Source organism: Microbacterium oleivorans (assembly GCF_001644225.1).
GTDB lineage: Bacteria > Actinomycetota > Actinomycetes > Actinomycetales > Microbacteriaceae > Microbacterium > Microbacterium gawkjiense.
In genome coordinates this window covers 197,169-216,271 of sequence record NZ_LSTV01000005.1, presented here as the reverse complement: position 1 = coordinate 216,271, position 19,103 = coordinate 197,169, and the positions used below count along the sequence as shown (strand labels likewise).

At 69.8% G+C, this 19,103-nt stretch carries 20 protein-coding genes; 11 read left to right on the top strand and 9 right to left on the bottom strand.

What is annotated here, in order from left to right; all coding sequences use genetic code 11:
- Positions 1–12: 12 nt before the first annotated feature.
- From AYL44_RS12645 to AYL44_RS12635, 3 genes are read right to left on the bottom strand one after another with little or no spacing between them, the layout of a single operon-like run.
- Positions 13–1,368 carry an aldehyde dehydrogenase family protein gene (locus AYL44_RS12645; RefSeq protein ID WP_064003645.1) on the bottom strand — a complete coding sequence of 452 codons (1,356 nt, stop codon included), beginning with the start codon at positions 1,366–1,368 and terminating at the stop codon, positions 13–15.
- Complete coding sequence (locus tag AYL44_RS12640) at positions 1,365–2,135, bottom strand: gamma-glutamyl-gamma-aminobutyrate hydrolase family protein (protein ID WP_064003644.1); 771 nt, start codon at positions 2,133–2,135, stop codon at positions 1,365–1,367. Before AYL44_RS12640 ends, AYL44_RS12645 begins: the two co-directional genes overlap by 4 nt.
- Positions 2,116–3,471 carry a glutamine synthetase family protein gene (locus AYL44_RS12635; protein ID WP_064003643.1) on the bottom strand — a complete coding sequence of 452 codons (1,356 nt, stop codon included), beginning with the start codon at positions 3,469–3,471 and terminating at the stop codon, positions 2,116–2,118. The genes AYL44_RS12640 and AYL44_RS12635 overlap by 20 nt, the downstream gene beginning before the upstream one ends.
- A gap of 159 nt (positions 3,472–3,630) precedes the next feature.
- Between AYL44_RS12635 and AYL44_RS12630 the strand changes: the two genes are divergently transcribed.
- The gene (locus AYL44_RS12630) at positions 3,631–5,175 is read left to right on the top strand and encodes an amino acid permease (RefSeq protein ID WP_064003642.1); all 1,545 of its coding nucleotides are present in this window, start codon (positions 3,631–3,633) and stop codon (positions 5,173–5,175) included.
- A gap of 154 nt (positions 5,176–5,329) precedes the next feature.
- Here the strand turns inward: AYL44_RS12630 and AYL44_RS12625 are convergent, their stop codons facing one another.
- Entirely contained in the window at positions 5,330–5,848 is a 519-nt protein-coding gene (locus AYL44_RS12625) for an AAA family ATPase (RefSeq protein ID WP_064003641.1), read from the bottom strand.
- Positions 5,849–6,028: 180 nt separating this feature from the next.
- Here AYL44_RS12625 and AYL44_RS12620 point away from each other — a divergent pair, with 180 nt between their 5' ends.
- From AYL44_RS12620 to AYL44_RS12605, 4 genes are read left to right on the top strand one after another with little or no spacing between them, the layout of a single operon-like run.
- Positions 6,029–7,618, top strand: a complete 1,590-nt coding sequence (locus tag AYL44_RS12620) for a radical SAM protein (RefSeq protein WP_064003955.1) — start codon at positions 6,029–6,031, stop codon at positions 7,616–7,618.
- Positions 7,615–7,932, top strand: coding sequence for a hypothetical protein (locus tag AYL44_RS12615; RefSeq protein WP_064003640.1), 318 nt, complete (start codon positions 7,615–7,617; stop codon positions 7,930–7,932). Before AYL44_RS12620 ends, AYL44_RS12615 begins: the two co-directional genes overlap by 4 nt.
- A gap of 3 nt (positions 7,933–7,935) precedes the next feature.
- Positions 7,936–8,754 (top strand): prolipoprotein diacylglyceryl transferase, encoded by an 819-nt coding sequence (locus AYL44_RS12610; protein WP_064003639.1) that lies wholly within the window; start codon positions 7,936–7,938, stop codon positions 8,752–8,754.
- Complete coding sequence (locus AYL44_RS12605; protein WP_064003638.1) at positions 8,738–9,223, top strand: hypothetical protein; 486 nt, start codon at positions 8,738–8,740, stop codon at positions 9,221–9,223. Before AYL44_RS12610 ends, AYL44_RS12605 begins: the two co-directional genes overlap by 17 nt.
- A 102-nt stretch (positions 9,224–9,325) precedes the next feature.
- Here the strand turns inward: AYL44_RS12605 and AYL44_RS12600 are convergent, their stop codons facing one another.
- Positions 9,326–9,817, bottom strand: a complete 492-nt coding sequence (locus AYL44_RS12600) for a GNAT family N-acetyltransferase (RefSeq protein ID WP_231872809.1) — start codon at positions 9,815–9,817, stop codon at positions 9,326–9,328.
- Positions 9,818–9,945: 128 nt separating this feature from the next.
- On the opposite strand from AYL44_RS12600, the gene AYL44_RS12595 reads away from it, so the two are divergent.
- Positions 9,946–10,374, top strand: a complete 429-nt coding sequence (locus tag AYL44_RS12595; protein WP_064003637.1) for a GNAT family N-acetyltransferase — start codon at positions 9,946–9,948, stop codon at positions 10,372–10,374.
- A gap of 53 nt (positions 10,375–10,427) precedes the next feature.
- Here the strand turns inward: AYL44_RS12595 and AYL44_RS12590 are convergent, their stop codons facing one another.
- On the bottom strand, positions 10,428–12,953 hold the full coding sequence (locus AYL44_RS12590; protein ID WP_064003636.1) for an ATP-dependent Clp protease ATP-binding subunit: 2,526 nt from the start codon (positions 12,951–12,953) through the stop codon (positions 10,428–10,430).
- Between the two features lie 172 nt (positions 12,954–13,125).
- On the opposite strand from AYL44_RS12590, the gene AYL44_RS12585 reads away from it, so the two are divergent.
- From AYL44_RS12585 to AYL44_RS12570, 4 genes are read left to right on the top strand one after another with little or no spacing between them, the layout of a single operon-like run.
- Complete coding sequence (locus AYL44_RS12585; protein WP_231872808.1) at positions 13,126–13,869, top strand: hypothetical protein; 744 nt, start codon at positions 13,126–13,128, stop codon at positions 13,867–13,869.
- Between the two features lies 1 nt (position 13,870).
- Positions 13,871–14,623, top strand: a complete 753-nt coding sequence (locus tag AYL44_RS12580) for a hypothetical protein (RefSeq protein ID WP_231872807.1) — start codon at positions 13,871–13,873, stop codon at positions 14,621–14,623.
- Positions 14,623–15,204 carry a hypothetical protein gene (locus tag AYL44_RS12575; RefSeq protein WP_231872806.1) on the top strand — a complete coding sequence of 194 codons (582 nt, stop codon included), beginning with the start codon at positions 14,623–14,625 and terminating at the stop codon, positions 15,202–15,204. The genes AYL44_RS12580 and AYL44_RS12575 overlap by 1 nt, the downstream gene beginning before the upstream one ends.
- The gene (locus AYL44_RS12570; RefSeq protein WP_064003633.1) at positions 15,201–15,431 is read left to right on the top strand and encodes a helix-turn-helix domain-containing protein; all 231 of its coding nucleotides are present in this window, start codon (positions 15,201–15,203) and stop codon (positions 15,429–15,431) included. Before AYL44_RS12575 ends, AYL44_RS12570 begins: the two co-directional genes overlap by 4 nt.
- 6 nt (positions 15,432–15,437) lie before the next feature.
- Here AYL44_RS12570 and AYL44_RS12565 read toward each other — a convergent pair whose 3' ends face one another.
- The 3 genes from AYL44_RS12565 to AYL44_RS12555 are packed head-to-tail and all read right to left on the bottom strand — an operon-like array spanning position 15,438 to position 17,885.
- Positions 15,438–16,130 carry a hypothetical protein gene (locus AYL44_RS12565; protein ID WP_064003632.1) on the bottom strand — a complete coding sequence of 231 codons (693 nt, stop codon included), beginning with the start codon at positions 16,128–16,130 and terminating at the stop codon, positions 15,438–15,440.
- Positions 16,131–16,187: 57 nt separating this feature from the next.
- The gene (gene cls, locus AYL44_RS12560) at positions 16,188–17,657 is read right to left on the bottom strand and encodes a cardiolipin synthase (RefSeq protein ID WP_064003631.1); all 1,470 of its coding nucleotides are present in this window, start codon (positions 17,655–17,657) and stop codon (positions 16,188–16,190) included.
- Between the two features lie 42 nt (positions 17,658–17,699).
- A complete protein-coding gene (locus AYL44_RS12555) occupies positions 17,700–17,885 on the bottom strand; it encodes a hypothetical protein (protein WP_064003630.1) in 186 nt (61 codons plus the stop codon).
- A 129-nt stretch (positions 17,886–18,014) separates the two neighbouring features.
- On the opposite strand from AYL44_RS12555, the gene AYL44_RS12550 reads away from it, so the two are divergent.
- The gene (locus tag AYL44_RS12550) at positions 18,015–19,103 is read left to right on the top strand and encodes a DUF4192 family protein (protein WP_064003629.1); all 1,089 of its coding nucleotides are present in this window, start codon (positions 18,015–18,017) and stop codon (positions 19,101–19,103) included.

Below are 19,103 nucleotides of genomic sequence, written 5' to 3'. Positions count from 1 at the left end.
GGTCCTTCCGGGTCAGGAGGTGGCGTAGAAGACGTTCTTGGTCTGGGTGAAGTGCTCGGCGGCATCCGGCCCGAGTTCGCGGCCGAGGCCCGAGGCCTTCATGCCGCCGAACGGGGTCGCGTAGCGGACCGAGGAGTGCGAGTTGACCGACAGCACGCCGCTGCGCACTCCGCGGGAGACACGGATGCCGCGGCCCAGGTCGCGCGTCCAGATCGAGCCCGCGAGCCCGTAGACGGTGTCGTTGGCGAGGGCGATCGCGTCGGCTTCGTCGTCGAAGGGCAGCACGGCGACGACGGGTCCGAAGACCTCCTCCTTCGCGATGCGGTCGCCCCGCCCGGCGAGCACGACGGTCGGCGCGAACCAGAATCCGTCGCCCTCCGGCGCGGTTCCGCGGAAGGCGACGTCGGCCCCGTCGACGTACCCGGCGACGCGGTCGCGCTGCGCGGCGGAGATGAGCGGCCCCATCTCGGTCGACTCGTCGTTCGGGTCGCCGACGCGCCAGGCGGCGACGGCGGGCTCGACGAGCTCGAGGAACCGGTCGTAGACCGAGCGCTCGACGAGCAGACGGCTGCGGGCGCAGCAGTCCTGACCCGCGTTGTCGAACACCGATCCGGGAACGGCTGCGGCAGCGGCCTCGAGGTCGGCGTCGGCGAAGACGATGTTCGCGCTCTTGCCGCCGAGCTCGAGCGTGACGGGCTTCAGCTCGCGCGCGCATCCCGCGGCGACCTGCGTCCCGACCCGGGTCGAGCCGGTGAAGACGACCTTGTGGACATCGGGATGCGTCACGAACCGCTCGCCCACGACGGGACCCGCACCGGGGATGACGGTGAACACCCCCTCGGGCAGCCCCGCCTCGACGGCCAGGTCGCCGAGGCGCATCGCGGTCAGCGGCGTGAGTTCGGCGGGCTTCAGGACGACCGCGTTGCCGGCGGCGAGCGCGGGCGCGAAGCCCCACGACGCGATCGTCATCGGGAAGTTCCACGGCACGATGATCCCGACCACGCCGTACGGCTCGTGGTAGGTCACGTCGAGCCCGCCGGCGACGGGGATCTGGCTGCCGATCAGGCGTTCCGGTGCTCCCGCGTAGTAGTTCAGGACCTGCGCGACGTGGGATGCCTCCCAGCGCGCGGACGAGATCGGATGCCCCGCCTCGAGCACCTCGAGCTGGGCGAGCTCCTCGACGTGGTCCTCGACGACGCGCGCGAAGTTCCGCAGCGCGTCGGCGCGGGCGACGGGGGCGAGGTCGGCCCACGTGCGCTGGGCGCGGACGGCGCGCGCGACCGCGGCATCCGTCTCCTCCACGGAGGCGAGCGCGACGTCGCGGACGGCGGCGCCGGTGGCGGGGTTCAGGACGGTGAACGCGCTCATGCGGAGACCCCCCGGTGCGAGGCGGCGTAGGCGTCGGCCGCGGCGACCAGGCCGAGGAAGAGGCGCCGGTCGGCGGAGTTCTCCTCGGGGTGCCACTGCACCGCGACGAGGTAGTCGTCTCCGGGCGCCTCGAACGCCTGCACGAGTCCGTCGTCAGTGCGGGCCGTGACGACGAGTCCCTCGCCGAGGCGGTCGACGCCCTGATGGTGGTAGCTGTGCACCGTGTAGGGGCCGGCGCCGATGAGTCCGGCGAGTGTCGTCTCGGCATCCACGTCGACGGTGTTCTCGGCGAAGACGCCTCCGCCGATCTTGTACCGCTCGGTGCCGAGCGCCTCGGGCAGGTGCTGGTGCAGCGTTCCGCCGTACGCCACGTTGATGAGCTGCAGCCCGCGGCAGATGCCGAACACCGGGATGCCGCGCTCTCGCGCGCCGGCGAGGAGGGCGAGCTCCCACTCGTCGCGGTCTGCGCGGGCAGGATCGGTGAGCGGATGCCGCTCCGCACCGTACAGCTCGGGTTGCACGTCGAGCCCGCCGGTGAGGATCAGCCCGTCGAGGCCGTCGAGCACGACGTCGGACGCCGCCTTCGCCGACGGCTGCGGCGGCAGCAGGACCGCGACCCCGCCCGACGCGGTCACGGCGTCGAAGTACTGCTGCGGCAGGAAACTGGCGCGGACGTCCCAGACGCCCTGCACCGCCCGCTCGAGGTAGGTGGTGAGTCCGATGACGGGGCGGCGGCCGCCCGCAGGATCAGAGACGTTCGAAGCCACGGATGCGCTCCCAGTCGGTCACGGCGGCGTCGTAGGCGAGGACCTCGACACGCGCCTGGTGCAGGTAGTGGGCGACGACGTCCTCGCCGAACGCCGCGCGCGCGATCTCGGACTTCTCGAAGAGGTCCGCCGCTTCGCGAAGCGTCGTCGGCAGGTGCTCGACGTCGGAGTCGTAGGCGTTGCCGGTGAGCGGCGCCGGCAGCTCGAGCTCGTTCTCGATGCCGTGGAGGCCGCCGGCGATGATCGCCGAGATGGCGAGGTACGGGTTCACGTCGCCGCCGGGCACGCGGTTCTCGACGCGCAGCGACGAGCCCTTTCCCACGACGCGCAGCGCGCAGGTGCGGTTGTCGACGCCCCAGGCGATGCCCGTCGGCGCGAACGAGCCCTTCGCGAAGCGCTTGTACGAGTTGATCGTGGGTGCGTAGAGCAGCGTGAACTCGCGGAGGGTCGCGAGGATGCCGGCGATCCAGTGCTCCATGAGCGGGCTGAACCCGTGCTCGCCGTCGCCCGCCATGACGGCCTCGCCGTCCTCACCCCGGACCGACAGATGGATGTGGCAGCTGTTCCCCTCGCGCTGGTCGAACTTCGCCATGAAGGTCAGCGACTTGCCGTGGGCGTCGGCGATCTCCTTCGCGCCGTTCTTGTAGATCGTGTGCTGGTCGGCGGTCTCGAGCACCTCCGCGAACCGGAACGCGATCTCCTGCTGGCCGTCGTGGCACTCGCCCTTGACGCCCTCGCAGTAGAGACCCGCGCCCTCCATGCCGCGGCGGATGTCGCGCAGCAACGGCTCGAGGCGGGTCGTGGCGAGCAGGTTGTAGTCGACGTTGTAGTCGGTGGATGCCTGCAGTCCGACGTAGCGCTTGGCCCAGGCATCCCGGAACGAGTCATCGAAGACGATGAACTCGAGCTCCGTGCCGGAGTAGGCGACGAGGCCCCGGTCGGCGAGACGCTGACGTTGCGCGTTGAGGATGCCGCGGGGCGACTGGATCACCGCGCCGCCGCGCACGTACTCGAGGTCGGCCATGACGAGCGCGGTGGCCGGTTGCCACGGGATGCGGCGGAGCGTGGCCATGTCGGGGCGGAGCACGAGATCGCCGTACCCCTTGTCCCAGCTCGACATCGCATAGCCGTCGATCGTGTTGAGGTCGACGTCGACCGAGAGCAGGTAGTCGCAGACCTCGGCCCCGTGCCCGGCGACCTCGTCGAGCCAGAACCGGCCCGCGACGCGCTTGCCGACGAGGCGCCCCTGGGCGTCGGGGAAGGCGACGATCACCGTGTCGATCTCGTCCTTCGCGATCGCGTCGGCGAGCTCGTCCACCGTCAGATTTCCGGGCATCCGTCATCCTTCCGTCGTGCGCTGGTCGGGTCTGTCACGAGAACGCTACATGCCAAAGGTAGACACGGCATACCAATAGACGCCACACTCGTCCGCAAGGCGTGAGCCAGCGCGCCGACCCGACGGCGCGCTGCGCGCCGACCGCAGCCAGGAGGTCTCATGACGAATCCGAGCACCACTCCGACCACGACGGGCGGCGTCCGTTACGCCCGAGCCGAGGACGGCTACTTCGAGAAACGCACGCTGAAGCGCTCCGCGGGAGTCTGGGGACTTTGGGGTCTCGCGGTCGCCGCCGTCATCTCGGGCGACTTCTCGGGCTGGAACTTCGGCATCGGTTTCGCCGGGTTCGGCGGCATGCTCATCGCCTTCGCGATCCTCGTGCTCATGTACTACGGCTTGACCTTCTCGATCGGCGAGATGGCCGCGGCGATGCCGCACACCGGCGGTGCGTACTCGTTCTCCCGCTCGGCCATGGGGCCCTGGGGAGGGCTCGCGACAGGCCTCGCCGAGACCATCGAGTACGTCGCGACGACCGCGGTGGTCGTCTACTTCTCGGGACAGTACGCCGACAAGGCACTGTCGCTGCTGACGGGGGTCAGCCTGCCCCCGTGGCTGTGGTGGGTCATCCTCTACGCCCTCTTCATCGCGCTCAACGCGGCGGGCGCCGCCGTGTCCTTCGGCTTCGCGATCGTCGTCTCAATCATCTCGATCGGCATCATCGTCGTCTTCGGCGTGATGGCCCTCGTCTCGGGCGCGTTCAACTGGGATTCGCTCTGGAACATCGCCCCGGATCCGGCGGCGTTCGGCGCATCGGAGTTCCTGCCCTACGGCATCGGCGCCGTGCTGTTGGCGCTGCCGTTCGCGATGTGGTTCTTCCTCGGCATCGAGGAGCTCCCCTTGGCGGCCGAGGAGTCCCACAACCCCGCCCGCGACATCCCCCGCGCCGGCCTTTGGGCCCGAGGCACGCTGATCGTGACGGGCCTCATCGTCCTGTTCCTCAACACGGGCGTCCTCGGCGCGGAGGCCACCGCACCGTCCACCGAGCCGCTGCTCGAAGGGTTCCAGGCGTTCCTGCCCGATCAGGCCGCCGCAATCCTTTCGCTGCTGGCCCTCATCGGCCTGTTCGCCTCGCTGATGGGCATCATGTTCGCCTACGGCCGCAACATGTACTCGCTGTCGCGGGCGGGCTACTACCCGCGGTGGCTCTCGCTCACCGGCAAGCGCCAGACGCCGTGGGTGGCGCTTACCTTCGGCGCCGTGCTGGGCTTCATCGCGCTCGTCATCCTGCAGGCCGCCGGCGGCGACACGAGCCCCGCGGGGGCGATCGTGCTCAACATCGCCGTGTGGGGCGCGGTGCTCGCGTACTTCCTGCAGATGGTGTCGTTCATCATCCTGCGCAAGAAGTTCCCGAACGCCGAGCGTCCGTACAAGAGCCCGTGGGGACTGTTCGGCGCGTATTCGGCCGGCATCATCGCCGCGATCGTTTTCGTCGGGCTGCTGTTCAACCCGAGCTACCTGCTGGCGATCGTCGCGATCATCGTCGTCTACGTCGTGATCTTCATCGGCTTCGCCGTCTATGGCCGCAAGCGCCTCATCCTCTCTCCCGAGGAGGAGTACGCCCTCTCCGGCGGGCTGCACGGCGACCCGCAGCGCGAGGGCTACGACGCCATGGAGAAGGACGTCTTCGGAGACCGCCGCTCCTGAAAGACCCGGACGGGCCGGGTGCTGCTGAGGGCGCACCCGGTCCGTTCGCACGTCCGGCCGCGTTCACGGATGCAACAGATCCGACGCGACAGGCCGACGACGTGACCGAGGATGCCGGGTGTCGCCCGGCATCCATTGCATCCGCTGACGCGGGTCAGCGGGCCCTGAAGCCCCGGAGGTACTCGACCGTCCGCGTCAGGTTCTCGTTCAGGGTCCGCATCGAATCGACGGTGATCCGTTCGTCGTTCCATCCGTCGAAGCCCGACGTTCGCGCCCGCACGTCATCCCAGGTTGGCTCGGCGAAGCCCTCGAGGGGGCGTCGTCGGGTCTCGAGGCGGCGGCGGTGCTCGTCCGGATCCGAGCAGACCACCTCGACGAACGCGACCGGGACCTTCTGCTCAGCGGCCAACGACCGCCACTGGTTCCGGGCGAGCTCGGCGTCGTTGACCGCGTCGACGATGACGTCGCCCCCGATGCGGATCTGCTCGCGGGCGAGATCCTCCGCGACGACGTACGCCGCGAGCCCCGTCGGCTGGTCGCGGTCGATGCCCGCGCGCCACAATGCGGACTCGATGGGGTCGACCGAAAGGATCGCGCAGCGCAGTTCACCGGCGATCCGCTCGGCCAGCGTGCTCTTTCCCGACGCGGGCAACCCTGCCATGACGATGAGCATGGCCCCATCCTCCACTACGCCCCGGCGGCGTTCGCGGATGCAATGGATCGCGTGCGACACGCCGGTGACGGCGACGCGGATGCCGGGTGTCGCCCGGCATCCGTTGCATCCGCTGACGCGGGTCGCCGTTGTACGCGGGCCACCGCTGGACCCGGCCGACCCCAGGACTAGGGTGTGGGCATGAGCCACGCCGGAGCGGGGATGCCCCTGCGCGACTATCGGGTCCACCGCTACGTCAACGCGTTCTGCCCGACGTGCCACGAGGAGGACCCGGACCGTCCGCTGAGCGAGGTGCGCCGACTGTCGGGGTGGCTCGCCGACCGAGACGGCACGGTCTGGCTGGAACGCGGATGCCCCGACCACGGCCTCGTGCGTACGCTCTACGACGAGTCGGCCGAGATCCTCACCTACCTCGAGCAGTGGACCGCCCCGACGAAGGTCCACGGTCCTGACACGACGGGGAACTTCAAGCCGGTGCCCTCGGCGTACGAGGACGGGCTGCCGCAGATGCAGACCCAGCACACCTGCATCCTCCTCGAGGACCTCCTGGACCACTGCAACCTCAAGTGCCCGACGTGCTTCGCGGAGTCGAGCCCCGCGGCCTCTGCCGTTGCGCCGCTGGCCGAGGTGCTCGCCTCGGTCGACGCGCGCCTCGCGAGGGAGAACAATCGCATCGACGTGCTGATGCTGTCGGGCGGTGAGCCGACCCTCTACCCGTGGCTCGAACAGCTCCTCGAGCATCTCGTCGCCCGGCCGATCGTCCGCATCCTGCTGAACTCGAACGGTCTCCGCATCGCGCAGGACGACGCTTTCGTCGAGGTGCTCAAGAAGCACCGTGAGCGGGTCGAGGTCTACCTGCAGTACGACGGCGAGTCGGCCGCGGCATCCGCCTTCCATCGCGGCGCCGACATCCGCCGGTTCAAGGAACGCGCGATCGAACGGCTGTCGGATGCCGGGGTGTTCACCACCCTCACGATGACGGCGACCCTCGGGATCAACGACGGCGAGATCGGCGCGGTGATCCGCCGCGCGATGGCGACGCCATTCGTCGGCGGCGTGACGATCCAGCCGGTGTTCGGCTCGGGGCGCTCTTCGGGCATCGACCCGAACGACCGTCTCACGCACACGGGTGTGCTGAACCGGCTCGGCCCGCAGACGGACGGCGAGGTCACGTGGCGCGACCTCACGGCGCTGCCGTGCAGCCACCCGCACTGCTGCTCGGTCGGCTACCTGCTCAAGGACGATGCCGGCGACTGGAAGTCGCTCGTCGGGCTCATCGGGCACGAGCGGTTGAAGGACTTCCTCGACCTGCAGCCCGACATGATCGCCAACCGCATCGCCGACAGCAACGTCAACAAGGCGATCCGCGAGGTGGTGAAGGGGTCGCTTCTCGACCTGCTGAGCGAGCAGTCGTCGCTGTCGCATCCGTCCATGAGTTCGATCTGGCGCGACATCTGCCAGAACTGCGACCTCGGGATCGGCACCCTCGCCACCCTCGCCGCATCGAAGCTGCCGGGGCAGCACGCGCGTCTGCGAAAGATGATGGGCGAGCGGGTGCTGCGGATCACCGTGAAGCCGTTCATGGACATCAACACGATGATCGAGGAACGTCTCACGCAGTGCTGCGTGCACGTGGCGACCGTCAACGAGTCGACCGACGCGCACCAGTGCGCCCCTTTCTGCGCCGTGCAGGCGTGGGCGCCCCTGGGCCGCACCCGACTGTCGACCGCGACGGGCGGTCGGCAGCAGATCCCGGTGAGCGTCTCGTGAGCACCGCCGGGTTCGGACACCTCAATCAGCGCGACGAGAGCGTCGCCGATCCGGTTGCGCCGTTCGACCCCTTGCGGCTGTGCGTCTTCGCGACGATCGCCGCGATCGCGGCCGTCACGGGGCCCTTCGCGGTCGCCGTCTTCGCCGGTGTCGCGATCGCGGGGTACGTGCGCGCCCGGCGCGCGGGGCTGCTGCGCTCGCGCTGCAAGCTCGGCGACACCCGGCTCGTCCTGGCCTACCTGTGCGTGCTCGAGGTGCTCGCCCTGGCGGCGATCCCGCTGTGGGTCGTGCTCTGGATGCGGCTGCTGGGCTGACCCGTGTTCCCGCTGCTGAGCGACCTCGCCCCCTGGCTGCCGCCTATCGACACGCACGCCGTGTTCGTGGGCCTCGGGCTGCTCGCCGCGGGGGTCGTCTTCCTCATCGAGAAGCGCCGCCGCGCGGTGACCGACCCGCGCATCGCCTACCTCGTGCTCGGCGCGCTCGTCGGCGCCGCCGTGCTCTCGCGGCTCGGAACATGGGCGCAGCACCTCGATCCGTCGAAGAACCTGTCGCTCGTCGATCAGCTCGCCTACGGCAACGCGTCGATGCTGTCGGCTCTCGTCGGCGCCTGGCTCGGCGTGCACGTCGCGAAGCGGATCGCGCGGTATCCGGATCGTTCCGGCGACCTCTTCGCCCCCGCCGTCGCGCTCGCCATGGCGATCGGACGGATCGGATGCCTCCTCACCGAGCAACCCGGAACCCCGACCGGCGCCGGGTGGGGCATCGTCCTCGACCCGGGCGCAGCCGCGCGGGTCGGTGCGCCCGCCGGCGTGCCGCTGCACCCGAGCTTCGTCTACGAGATCGTCTTCCATGCGGCGGCGTTCGCGGTGCTGTGGTTCTGGCTGCGGCACCGGCCGATCGCACCGGGCGAGACCCTCACGCTGTACATCGCGGCGTACGCCGTGTTCCGCTTCGCCGTCGAGTTCGTCCGCGGCAACGAGGTCGCCTGGCTCGGACTCACGAGGCCGCAGCTGTTCCTCGCCGTGACGATCCCCCTGCTGTTCGCCCGCCTCGCCTGGATGGCCTCGCGCGGACGACTCACCCTGCACGACACCCCACCGATCGGAAGGATGGCCGCCGATGTCCCCCGAACCTGATCGTCCCGACGACGCCGAGCCGACACCGCCTACCGACCCGCCGGCGGGTCCGCACGCGGGCCCGCCCTCCCCGACGCCACCGCAGGGCCCGCCCGCCCCGACACCACCGCAGGGGCCGCCCTATCCGACCCCGCTCTACCCCGGCGCACCGGGCATCTCGCCGGAACCGGCAGGGTACGCGCAGCCCGCGGGGCCACGGCGGCTGAGCTTCGGTGCGGGCGTCGGCATCGGCACGGGCATCGGATGCGGCGCCTACCTCCTCGGCGGCCTGCTCGCGATCGCGCTGATCTCCGTCGGCTTGATCGGCTTCCTCGCCCCGTTCGTGATCATCGCCGTTGTCGGCGTCGCGCTCATGTTCTCCGCCCGCACCCGTCCGATCGGCACCGGCATCCTCATCGTCACCGCGGCCGCGTGGATCCTCGTCCTCGGCCCGTGCGTCGCGCTCCTCGCTCCCGGCGGTTTCGCCTGATCCCGCCCGCTCGCGGATGCAACGGATCCGACGCGACACCCCGATGACGGCGTCGCGGATGCCGGGTGTCGTGCGGCATCCGTTGCATCCGCGGACAGCGGCTCAGAGGGGAAGGCGCAAGCACACGAGCTGTGCGCGCGACTCCCAGGACGGCGCCTCGACGAGGCCCTCCCGCGCGTAGAGCGCGAGCGCGTCAGCACGCCAGTTCCACACCGAGAGGCGCAGCCCCGCCGCACCCAGGGCGCGTGCGCGCTCCGCAGCATCCGCCAGCAGCGCCGATCCCGCGCCGGAGCGCCGACCCGCGGGGGCGACCCACAGGCGCTTGACCTCAACATCGCTCCCCGCGCGGTGCATCACCGCCATCCCGATGGCCGCCTCGTCGCGCTCGGCGACGAGGACAACCGCTCCGTCGAAAGACCTGACGGGGTCGCGCACCTCGACCGCGTATCGCTCGGGCAGCGGTCCGGGCTCGGCGAGCCCTCGCTCGACCTTCTCCCGCTCGGTCTGTGCGTGATACGCCGCCAGCATCGAGGCGACCGCGGCCCGGTCGGGCCCGTCGAGATCTGCCGGGCGGACGGTCACGGATGCGCGCACCTCCCCATCCTCCCGCGCTCACGGAGGCGACAGATCCGACGCGACACCCCGATCACGGCGACGCGGATGCCGGGAGTCACCCGATATCCGTGGCCTCCGCTGACGCGCGCCCGCGGTTGAATGGACGGATGCGCTGGACCCTCCGCCCCTCGACGCCCGACGACGCGACGTGGATCGCCGAGCTCCGAGCCGTGGTCATGCGCCCGGACCTCGACCGCCTGGGCCGGTACGACGAGCATCGCGTGCGGCAGCGGTTCCTTGACGCCTTCGATCCGACCGTCACTCGCGTGATCGTCGTCGACGGAACGGATGCCGGGTCGATCGCCGTCCGCCCGGCCCCTGACGGCACCTGGCTCGAGCACTTCTACCTCGCCGCGCACCTCCAGGGCGCCGGGATCGGCACGGAGGTCCTGCACGCAACGCTCGCCGAGACCCACCCGCTCCCCTGGCGCCTGAACGTGCTGCAGGGCAGCCCCGCCCGCCGCCTGTACGAGCGGCACGGCTTCGTGCTCGACACCGAGGACGAGGTCGACGTCTTCCTGGTGCGCCAAGACTGAACGACGAAGGGGTCGGATGCCTCTCGGCATCCGACCCCTGTCCGTCGTGTCGCTTACGACCCGGCGATGATGTCCGGGCTCGCGGTGATCTCGCCCGCGGCCCCGACGCCGACCGCCTCGCGCCCTTCCTGGCGGGTCGTCGCGAAGACGAAGCGGCCGTTCTCGGTGTCTACCTTCACGTGGTCGCCGGCGTTGAGCTCGCCGCGCAGGATCCGCTCGGAGAGCTGGTCCTCGACCTCGCGCTGCATGGCGCGGCGCAGCGGCCGGGCACCCAGCGTCGGGTCGAAACCGATCTCGATGAGGCGGTCCTTCGCGTCGTCGGTCAGCTCCACCGTCATGTCACGGTCGAGCAGACGCTCGCTGAGGCGCTTCGTGAAGAGCGTCACGATCTGGCGCAGCTCGTCCTTGTTGAGCTGCGGGAAGACGATGACGTCGTCGACGCGGTTGAGGAACTCCGGCTTGAAGTGGCGCTTCAGCTCCTCGTCGACCTTGCCCTTCATCCGCTCGTAGGTCGTCTGCGAGTTGCCTTCGACCTGGAAGCCGACGGGACCACCGGCGATCGCCGACGAACCGAGGTTCGTCGTCATGATGATCACGGTGTTCTTGAAGTCGACCACGCGGCCCTGACCATCGGTCAGGCGACCCTCTTCGAGGATCTGCAGCAGCGAGTTGAAGATGTCCGGGTGGGCCTTCTCGATCTCGTCGAAGAGGACCACGGAGAACGGCTTGCGGCGCACCTTCTCGGTGAGCTGGCCGCCCTCTTCGAACCCGACGAATCCGGGAGGGGCACCGAACAGTCGCGAGACCGTGTGCTTCTCACCGAACTCCGACATGTCGAGGGAGATCAGCGCGCCCTCGTCGTCGAAGAGGAACTCGGCGAGCGCCTTGGCGAGCTCGGTCTTACCGACGCCCGTAGGGCCGGCGAAGATGAACGAGCCCGACGGGCGGTTCGGGTCCTTGAGGCCGGCGCGCTGGCGGCGGATCGTGCGGGAGAGGGCCGCGATGGCCTCTTCCTGACCGATGACGCGCTGGTGCAGGGCCTTCTCCATGAAGACGAGACGGCTCGTCTCCTCCTCGGTGAGCTTGAAGACCGGGATGCCGGTGGCCTGAGCCAGGACCTCGGCGATCAGACCCTCGTCGACGACCGCGTGCGACGCGACGTCGCCCGAGCGCCACTGCTTCTCGAGGCGCAGACGCTCGGCCAGGAGCGACTTCTCCTCGTCGCGCAGAGCGGCGGCCTTCTCGAAGTCCTGCTCCTCGCTGGCAGCTTCCTTGTCCTCGCGGACCTTGGCGATCTTCTCGTCGAACTCGCGCAGCTCCGGAGGGCTGGACAGGATCGACAGGCGCAGGCGGGCGCCGGCCTCGTCGATCAGGTCGATGGCCTTGTCGGGCAGGAAGCGGTCGGAGACGTACCGGTCGGAGAGGTTCGCCGCGGCGACGATGGCGCCGTCGGTGATCTGCACCTTGTGGTGCGCCTCGTAGCGGTCGCGCAGGCCCTTCAGGATGTTGATCGCGTGGGGCAGGCTCGGCTCGGCCACCTGGATCGGCTGGAAGCGGCGCTCCAGCGCGGCATCCTTCTCGAAGTGCTTGCGGTACTCGTCGAGCGTCGTCGCACCGATCGTCTGCAGCTCACCACGGGCGAGCAGCGGCTTCAGGATGCTGGCGGCGTCGATCGCGCCCTCGGCGGCACCCGCACCCACGAGGGTGTGGATCTCGTCGATGAAGACGATGATGTCGCCGCGCGTGCGGATCTCCTTGGTGACCTTCTTCAGGCGCTCCTCAAAGTCACCGCGGTAGCGGGAACCGGCGATGAGCGAGCCGAGGTCGAGCGAGTAGACCTGCTTGTCCTTGAGCGTCTCGGGCACCTCGCCCTTGACGATGGCCTGAGCGAGACCCTCGACGACGGCGGTCTTGCCGACACCGGGCTCACCGATGAGGACCGGGTTGTTCTTCGAGCGGCGCGACAGGATCTGCATCACGCGCTCGATCTCCTTCTCGCGCCCGATGACGGGGTCGAGCTTGTTGTCGCGCGCGGCCTGGGTCAGGTTGCGGCCGAACTGGTCGAGGACCGCCGAGCCGCCCTGAGCGGTGGCCTGGGCCTGCTCGCCGGCGCCGGTCGCGACGCCCGCGGGCTCCTTGCCCTGGTAGCCGCTGAGCAGCTGGATAACCTGCTGGCGCACCTTGTTCAGGTCGGCGCCGAGCTTCACGAGAACCTGAGCGGCGACACCCTCACCCTCCCGGATGAGCCCGAGCAGGATGTGTTCGGTGCCGATGTAGTTGTGGCCCAGCTGCAGCGCTTCGCGCAGCGACAGCTCGAGCACCTTCTTGGCGCGCGGCGTGAACGGGATGTGACCCGTCGGCTGCTGCTGCCCCTGTCCGATGATGTCCTGGACCTGCTCGCGCACGGCGTCGAGCGAGATGCCGAGGCTCTCGAGGGCCTTGGCGGCGACGCCTTCGCCCTCGTGGATCAGGCCGAGGAGGATGTGCTCCGTGCCGATGTAGTTGTGGTTCAGCATCTTCGCCTCTTCCTGGGCGAGCACCACCACACGACGTGCACGGTCTGTGAATCTCTCGAACATCGTCCACCTCCACTCGACGCACTGGCGGCGTCTTACGTAGAGGCTAACGACGGCGGGATGCCGGTATGCCCGTGTTCGCCGTGGGCATACCGAAGCCGGGGCTTGCGGCCGCGGCATCCATGGGCATAACGTTTCTCGATAACAACGAATGTCGTTATGGGGGGACGCGGGAATGGTTTCGTGGACTGACTGGCAGGGAGCGCTGATCTACACCGCGATCCTGCTCGCCGTCGTCGCAGCGATTGTCGGCGCACAGATCTGGGACGCACGGCGTCGGAAATCGCCATCTGTCATCCTCGATGTGGTCGCCTCGATGGGCCGCATCTGGGTGGCGGCGGCCCTTTTGGGGACGGTGTTCCTCGCCGTCCGCTGGATCTGGGTCGACTGGGCGGAAGTCGACATCCCGATCAGCGGCTTCTGGCCGACCGCACTCCCCTGCGACCTGGAGGGGAATGGCGCGTCCGCCGCGACGGGGCCGGCGCTGTCCTGCGCGCGGATGCAGATCGTCGATGCGAACGTCGTCGGCTTGGACGGCGGCAGTCGTTGGCTCCTGGGGATCGGCCAGACCCTCACGACCGCCGTCATCGCGGTGCCCGGCTGGCTCGTCGCGGATCTGGCGCAGCGCGCCGTGAAGGGCCGTCCATTCGTGAGCGGCGCTTCCCGCTGGCTGATGGTCGGCGCGATCACGGTCCTCGTCGCAGGGTCGCTCGGCTCGGTGCTCACCGACGTGGGCTCGGCACTCCTCGCACAGAGCCTGTTCCCGCCGTCCGGAGCAGACGGGGGGATCACGGCGCCGTACACCGTGGGCTTCGCGATACCGCTCTGGCCCGCGGGGGTGGCGCTGGGACTCGCAGCGCTGAGCGTGATCTTCCGACAGGGCGCTCGTTTGCAGCGCGAGACAGAAGGGTTGGTGTGACGTGACCGTCAACTTCATCGTCATGGTGACCGTCATCCTCATCGGGGTGCTCATCCTGGGGGCTGCCCTCGCGGCCGCGGAGAAGCGACGGACGTCGAGCGATCCCACGTCACTGATCCGCGTGACGCAGGTCATCGCGATCGTGTGGGCGGGAGTGTCCGCCGTGGGCGCTCTCGTCACCCTCCTGGTCATCCTCCTGTCACCCACGGTGTCGATCACGATGCCGATCACCCAGTTCTGGCCCGAACTGCCGAGCTACGTCCGGGCCGACCCGTCCGAGGCGACACGCATCGGCGGCGGTTTCGAGTCGGTGACGCTCGACGTCGACGGCCTGAGTGTCGGAGCACGGATCACGTGGGCGATCGCCCAGACCGCCGCCTGGCTCATGCCCGCCTCGATCGCTGTCCTCGTCGCCGTCGCCTGCGGGCATCTGCTCTCCGGACGCGGTTTCGCGCCCGTGATCGCTCGCATGGCATCGGTATCGGCTGTCGCCGTCACCGCGGGCGGCGTCCTCGCGCAGGTCTTCGGGGACGTCGCGGGGAGCATGGCGTCGTGGGAGGTGTTCGCACCGACGGGGAGGCACTGGCAGGAGATCCGCGGGATCGAGGACCCCTTCGCCGCGTGGGTGCCCGAGCCCACCGTGCTCATCACGTTCCCGTTCTGGCCGATCGCGGCAGGGCTCGGCCTCGCTGCTCTGGCCGCGTTCTTCCGCTACGGCTCCCGCCTCCAGCGCGACGTGACGGGACTCGTGTGATGAGCACGACACGCACGTCCGGCGCCCTCGACCTCGTCGTCTACGGCGTCGCCGCGTCCCTCACGGCTCTGGCCGTCGCGGTCTATCGGATCACCGAGATCGTGAGCCCGGCGGGCCCCGCTGTGACGGTCGGGGCCGACGCGGCATCCGCGGCGCTCAGGCTCTCACCGGGCGCGGCGGTGGACGCGGTCGTCGTCCGCGCACCCGACCTCGGCGCGGGCGGTCGGGCCTGGATGATCGCCGCGGTCCTGATCGCCGCCGTCGCTGCGATCATCGTGGCCGCAGCGCTCATGCGCGTCGCCTTCGCCGTACGCCGCGGTCGTGTGTTCACGGGCGGTGCGACGCGGGCGCTCGCAGTCATCGCCGGCACCTTGACGGTCGCGGTGTTCGCCTGGCCGATCGTCGACGGGATGGGTCGACAGCACGCCGTGCAATCTCTCGGCATCCGATTCGAGACGCTGTCGATGCTCGATCTGCTGCCCCTGCTGCCGATCCTGCTCGCCGCCGTCGCCGCGGCGGTGCTGGCCGGTGCCTTCGCGCAGGGCGAGCGTCTGCAACACGACACCGAGGGACTCGTGTGACACCCGCCGAAGAGGACGAGCTCACCGGCATCCACTGTCGACTCGACGAGCTGCTCGCCGCGCGCGGGATGACGCTGACACGGCTGTCCGAGATCGTCGGGGTCTCGGTCGTGAACCTGTCGATCCTCAAGAACGACCGCGCCCGCGCGATCCGGTACTCGACCCTGTCGGCGATCTGCCGCGCCCTCGACTGCGAGGTCGGCGAGCTCCTCGTGCGCGCGGACTGACCCGCGTCAGCGGATCGGCACCGTCTCGGCCGCGTCGAGCACACCGAAGCTCAGCGTCGCATCGCGGTCGACCACCGCGTCGGGGTCGAGCTGCACGAGCGTGAGCTGCGGCGCCATGTCCATCGTGCAGACCTGATCGGCGGGCGGGGTCTCGAAGCGGACGACGACGGATGCCGGTGACGCGACCCGCGTGTCCTCGACGACGGGCAGGCACGACGACGACCCCCACGTCCGGAGCGCGATCACGCGGTCGCCGATCCACGAGGCGGACGGCGCGTACGCCTCGACAGGGCCGCCGGCGTACGCGGGCAGGTCGATGTCGGTGCGGACGTCCTCGAGTTCGACGCGGACTCGCTGGTCGGTACTCGCATCGACACCCTCGGGCACGGGCACCTCGAGGGCGCGCGCCACCAGGTCGTCCGTGCACGCATCCGCGGCGGGCTCACGCAGGGCGACGACGATCACCCCGTCCTCCGCCGTCACCTGCGAGACCTCGGGTCGGCACGACGAACTGCCGTACGTCACGACCCCGATGGTCGCTCCGCCGTCGAGCCACCCGGCGTCCACGCGGGGAGCCGGCGCCACCGCATCCGCCCCGCCCCCGGGGGCCGCATCACCCGCGGCGGGTGTCGCGCACGCAGCGAGCGCTGCGAGGACGACGAACGATCCGGCGAGCGCGACGATCAGTCGGGTGCGCATGTGGGTCTCCTTCCCAGCTGTGGGCACCCGGGAAGTGTCCACAGCCGACGGAACGTCTCACTGCAGCGCCGAGGTCAACCGTGCGAGGTTGTCGAGGATGACTGAGCGAATCGGGCGTTTCTCCCACTCCTCGATCGTCAGCTCGCGGGACATGCCGCGGTAGAGGTCCTCGACCGTGCGCAACTGCTGGACGAACTCGGCACCGCGCACGAGCATCGTCACCTCGAGGTTGAGACCGAAGGAGCGCATGTCCATGTTGCTCGACCCGACGACGGCGACCTCGTCGTCGATCGACATCGACTTGGAGTGCAGGATGTAGGGCTTCTTGTACATCCAGATCTTCACGCCGGTCGCCAGCAGCTGCTCGTAGTAGCTGCGCTGCGCGTGATAGACCATGGCCTGGTCGCCCTCTTCCGAGACGAACAGTTCGACCTCGACGCCGCGGTGGCACGCGGTCTGGATCGCCAGCAGCAGTCCCTCGTCGGGCACGAAATACGGGCTGACCATGACGATCTTGCGCGTCGCGCCGAAGATCAGACTCAGGAACAGCTTCAGGTTGTTCTCGTACTCGAAGCCGGGCCCGCTCGGGACGATCTGGCAGTCGAGGTCGCCGGTCCCGGCATCCGTCGAGAAGTCGGACTCGACCGCGAACACCTCACCGGTCTCGCCGTACCAGTCCGAGACGAAGACCGCGGAGAGGGATGCCACGACCGGGCCGTCGACGCGGACCATCATGTCCACCCACTGCAGGCCGCGGCGCAGGTTGGTCTTCAGGTTGTAACTGCGATCGGTGACGTTCTGCGAGCCGATGAAGCCCACGACACCGTCGATCACGACGAGCTTGCGGTGGTTGCGCAGGTCGGGCCGCTGGTACTTGCCCCTCAGCGGCTGCACCGGCAGCATGAGCCGCCACTGCGCACCCATGCGCTCGAGGCGCGAGATCGTCGCCTTGTAGTTCGGCTTCCAGCGGTTCGCCCAGTGATCGAGCAGCACGCGCACCGTCACTCCGCGAGCGGTCGCCCGCTCGAGAGCCGAGAAGAACTCGTCGGTCGCGCCGTCGGACTGCAGGATGTAGAACTCTACGTGCACGTACCGGCTCGCACGATCGATCTCCGCCGCCATCGTGTCGAGACTGCCCTGATAATCCGAAATGATTTGCGCGCCGTTGTCGCCCGCCATCGGCAGGGCGCCGAGCTTGCGGTTGAGGCCCACGAGCTGCTCGAACCAGACCGGCGCATCGGGACGCAGCGTGCCGAAGTCGAGGTCCTCGCTCGCTTCGCGGAAAGCCCGGTTGATCGCCTCCTGCTCCTTGCGGCGCTTGCGCGGCAGGCGCGGGTTGCCGATGAGCAGGAACAGCAGGATGCCGATGACCGGGATGAAGTAGATCGCCAGCAGCCACGCCATCGCCGCTGTGGGGCGCCGGTTTCGCGGAATGATGAAGACCGCGAGGATACGCACGGAGATGTCGAACGCGAGGACGAGGACGATCCACCACGTCCACGTCCAGTCGACGCTGATGCTGATCACTCGGCCCCCCGAAACTGTGGGCTCAGCCTATCGTTCGGCCCGTCAACCGGCGTTTTCGTCGGGTCGCGGCAGGCCGCGACGGCGGCGCTCCTCGGCCTCGACCTTGGCGTAGACCTTGCGCTCGGTGCGATCCATCCGAAGGATGCTGCGCAGCACGAAGACGAGCAGGCCCGCGACGACGATCGTGGGGATCAGACCCCAGACCACCGCACCCCAGTACTCGTCCACCCCTCCATCGTAATGTCGCGGGCCGAGGCGGGGCGCACGGCCTTCTCCCCAGGCAGCCGGATCAGCGGTCCGTCCCGAATCCGCGCGGGCAGCAGCCACCGGCATCCGCTCGGGTCGGACGCTGGGCCCATGTCCACGATCGTCGCCGCGGCCGATGCCGCACACCTGCTCCGCCTCGTTCCGCGCCTGCTCGACTACACGCCCACGCAGAGCCTCGTCGTGATCCCCCTGCGCTCCGGGCGCAGTCTCGGCGTGATGCGCGTCGACCTTCCCCCGGACGACGCGGACCTCGATGCGGTCGCCTCGACCGTCGTCGGGCTCGCCTGCCGCGTCGCCGGCGTGGAGGGCTTCGTCGCCGTCGTCTACACGGACGAGTCCGCCGACCGCACGCTCCCCGGCGCGGATCTCATCGGCGCGCTGCGGCGGACCGCCCGCGCCTGCGGCATCGACGTCGTCGACGCCCTCACCGTGGCCGCCGACGGCTGGGGGTCGCACCTCGAACCGACGCTGCCGCGCGGCGGTCATCCGCTCGCGCTGATCGAGCACCGGGCGCCCGCGTCGGACCAGTCGTCGGGTGCCGACCTGCCGCTCGTCGACGCGTCCGAAGTCGCCGGTACGGCGGCCGCGCTGGCATCGCTCGAGTCGGCGCTCACGGTGCTGTGCGGCATCCCGTCGACCCTCGGCGCCGAGACGCGGGTCGATCCGGCCGCTCTGCAGGCCGCCTGCGCGCTCGACGATCTGCCCGCGCTCTACGAGGAGATGCTCGAGTGGGATGCCGCGGCCCTCGACCCGATGCGCGTCGCCGTCCTGGGATGGTGCCTGTCACGGCCGTCGCTGCGCGACGTCGCCATCGTGCAATGGTCAGGCGATCAGGACCGCGGCGACGACGCCCTCCACGCGCAACGGCGGTGGGAGGACGGCGACGAGTACCCCGTCGACCTCGCGGAGGTCCTCTGGGGCGAGGGTCCGCGCCCCGACCCGGAGCGCCTGTTGCGAGCGCTCGAGCTCGTGCGTCAGGTCGCCGCGCGCCTTCCGGCCGACGAGCGAGCGGGCGCCTGCGCGACGGCCGGGTGGCTCGCGTGGGCACTCGGCCGCTCGACGCACGCGGGCAGGTACGCGGCTGCCGCTCTCGAGGTCGATCCCCGACTGGGGCTCGCCGAGATCCTCATGAGCTTCGTGCAGTCCTCGCACCTGCCCGACTGGGCGTTCCGCCGCTGA

Excerpts from the sequence above, each read along its gene's own strand:
- AYL44_RS12625 (WP_064003641.1), bottom strand. The coding sequence starts at position 5,848 with ATGCTCATCGTCATGGCAGGGTTGCCCGCGTCGGGAAAGAGCACGCTG.
- AYL44_RS12635 (WP_064003643.1), bottom strand. The coding sequence starts at position 3,471 with ATGCCCGGAAATCTGACGGTGGACGAGCTCGCCGACGCGATCGCGAAG.
- AYL44_RS12565 (WP_064003632.1), bottom strand. The coding sequence starts at position 16,130 with ATGCGCACCCGACTGATCGTCGCGCTCGCCGGATCGTTCGTCGTCCTC.
- AYL44_RS12620 (WP_064003955.1), top strand. The coding sequence starts at position 6,029 with ATGAGCCACGCCGGAGCGGGGATGCCCCTGCGCGACTATCGGGTCCAC.
- AYL44_RS12550 (WP_064003629.1), top strand. The coding sequence starts at position 18,015 with ATGTCCACGATCGTCGCCGCGGCCGATGCCGCACACCTGCTCCGCCTC.
- AYL44_RS12590 (WP_064003636.1), bottom strand. The coding sequence starts at position 12,953 with ATGTTCGAGAGATTCACAGACCGTGCACGTCGTGTGGTGGTGCTCGCC.
- AYL44_RS12575 (WP_231872806.1), top strand. The coding sequence starts at position 14,623 with ATGAGCACGACACGCACGTCCGGCGCCCTCGACCTCGTCGTCTACGGC.
- AYL44_RS12595 (WP_064003637.1), top strand. The coding sequence starts at position 9,946 with ATGCGCTGGACCCTCCGCCCCTCGACGCCCGACGACGCGACGTGGATC.
- AYL44_RS12630 (WP_064003642.1), top strand. The coding sequence starts at position 3,631 with ATGACGAATCCGAGCACCACTCCGACCACGACGGGCGGCGTCCGTTAC.
- AYL44_RS12605 (WP_064003638.1), top strand. The coding sequence starts at position 8,738 with ATGTCCCCCGAACCTGATCGTCCCGACGACGCCGAGCCGACACCGCCT.
- AYL44_RS12585 (WP_231872808.1), top strand. The coding sequence starts at position 13,126 with ATGGTTTCGTGGACTGACTGGCAGGGAGCGCTGATCTACACCGCGATC.
- AYL44_RS12645 (WP_064003645.1), bottom strand. The coding sequence starts at position 1,368 with ATGAGCGCGTTCACCGTCCTGAACCCCGCCACCGGCGCCGCCGTCCGC.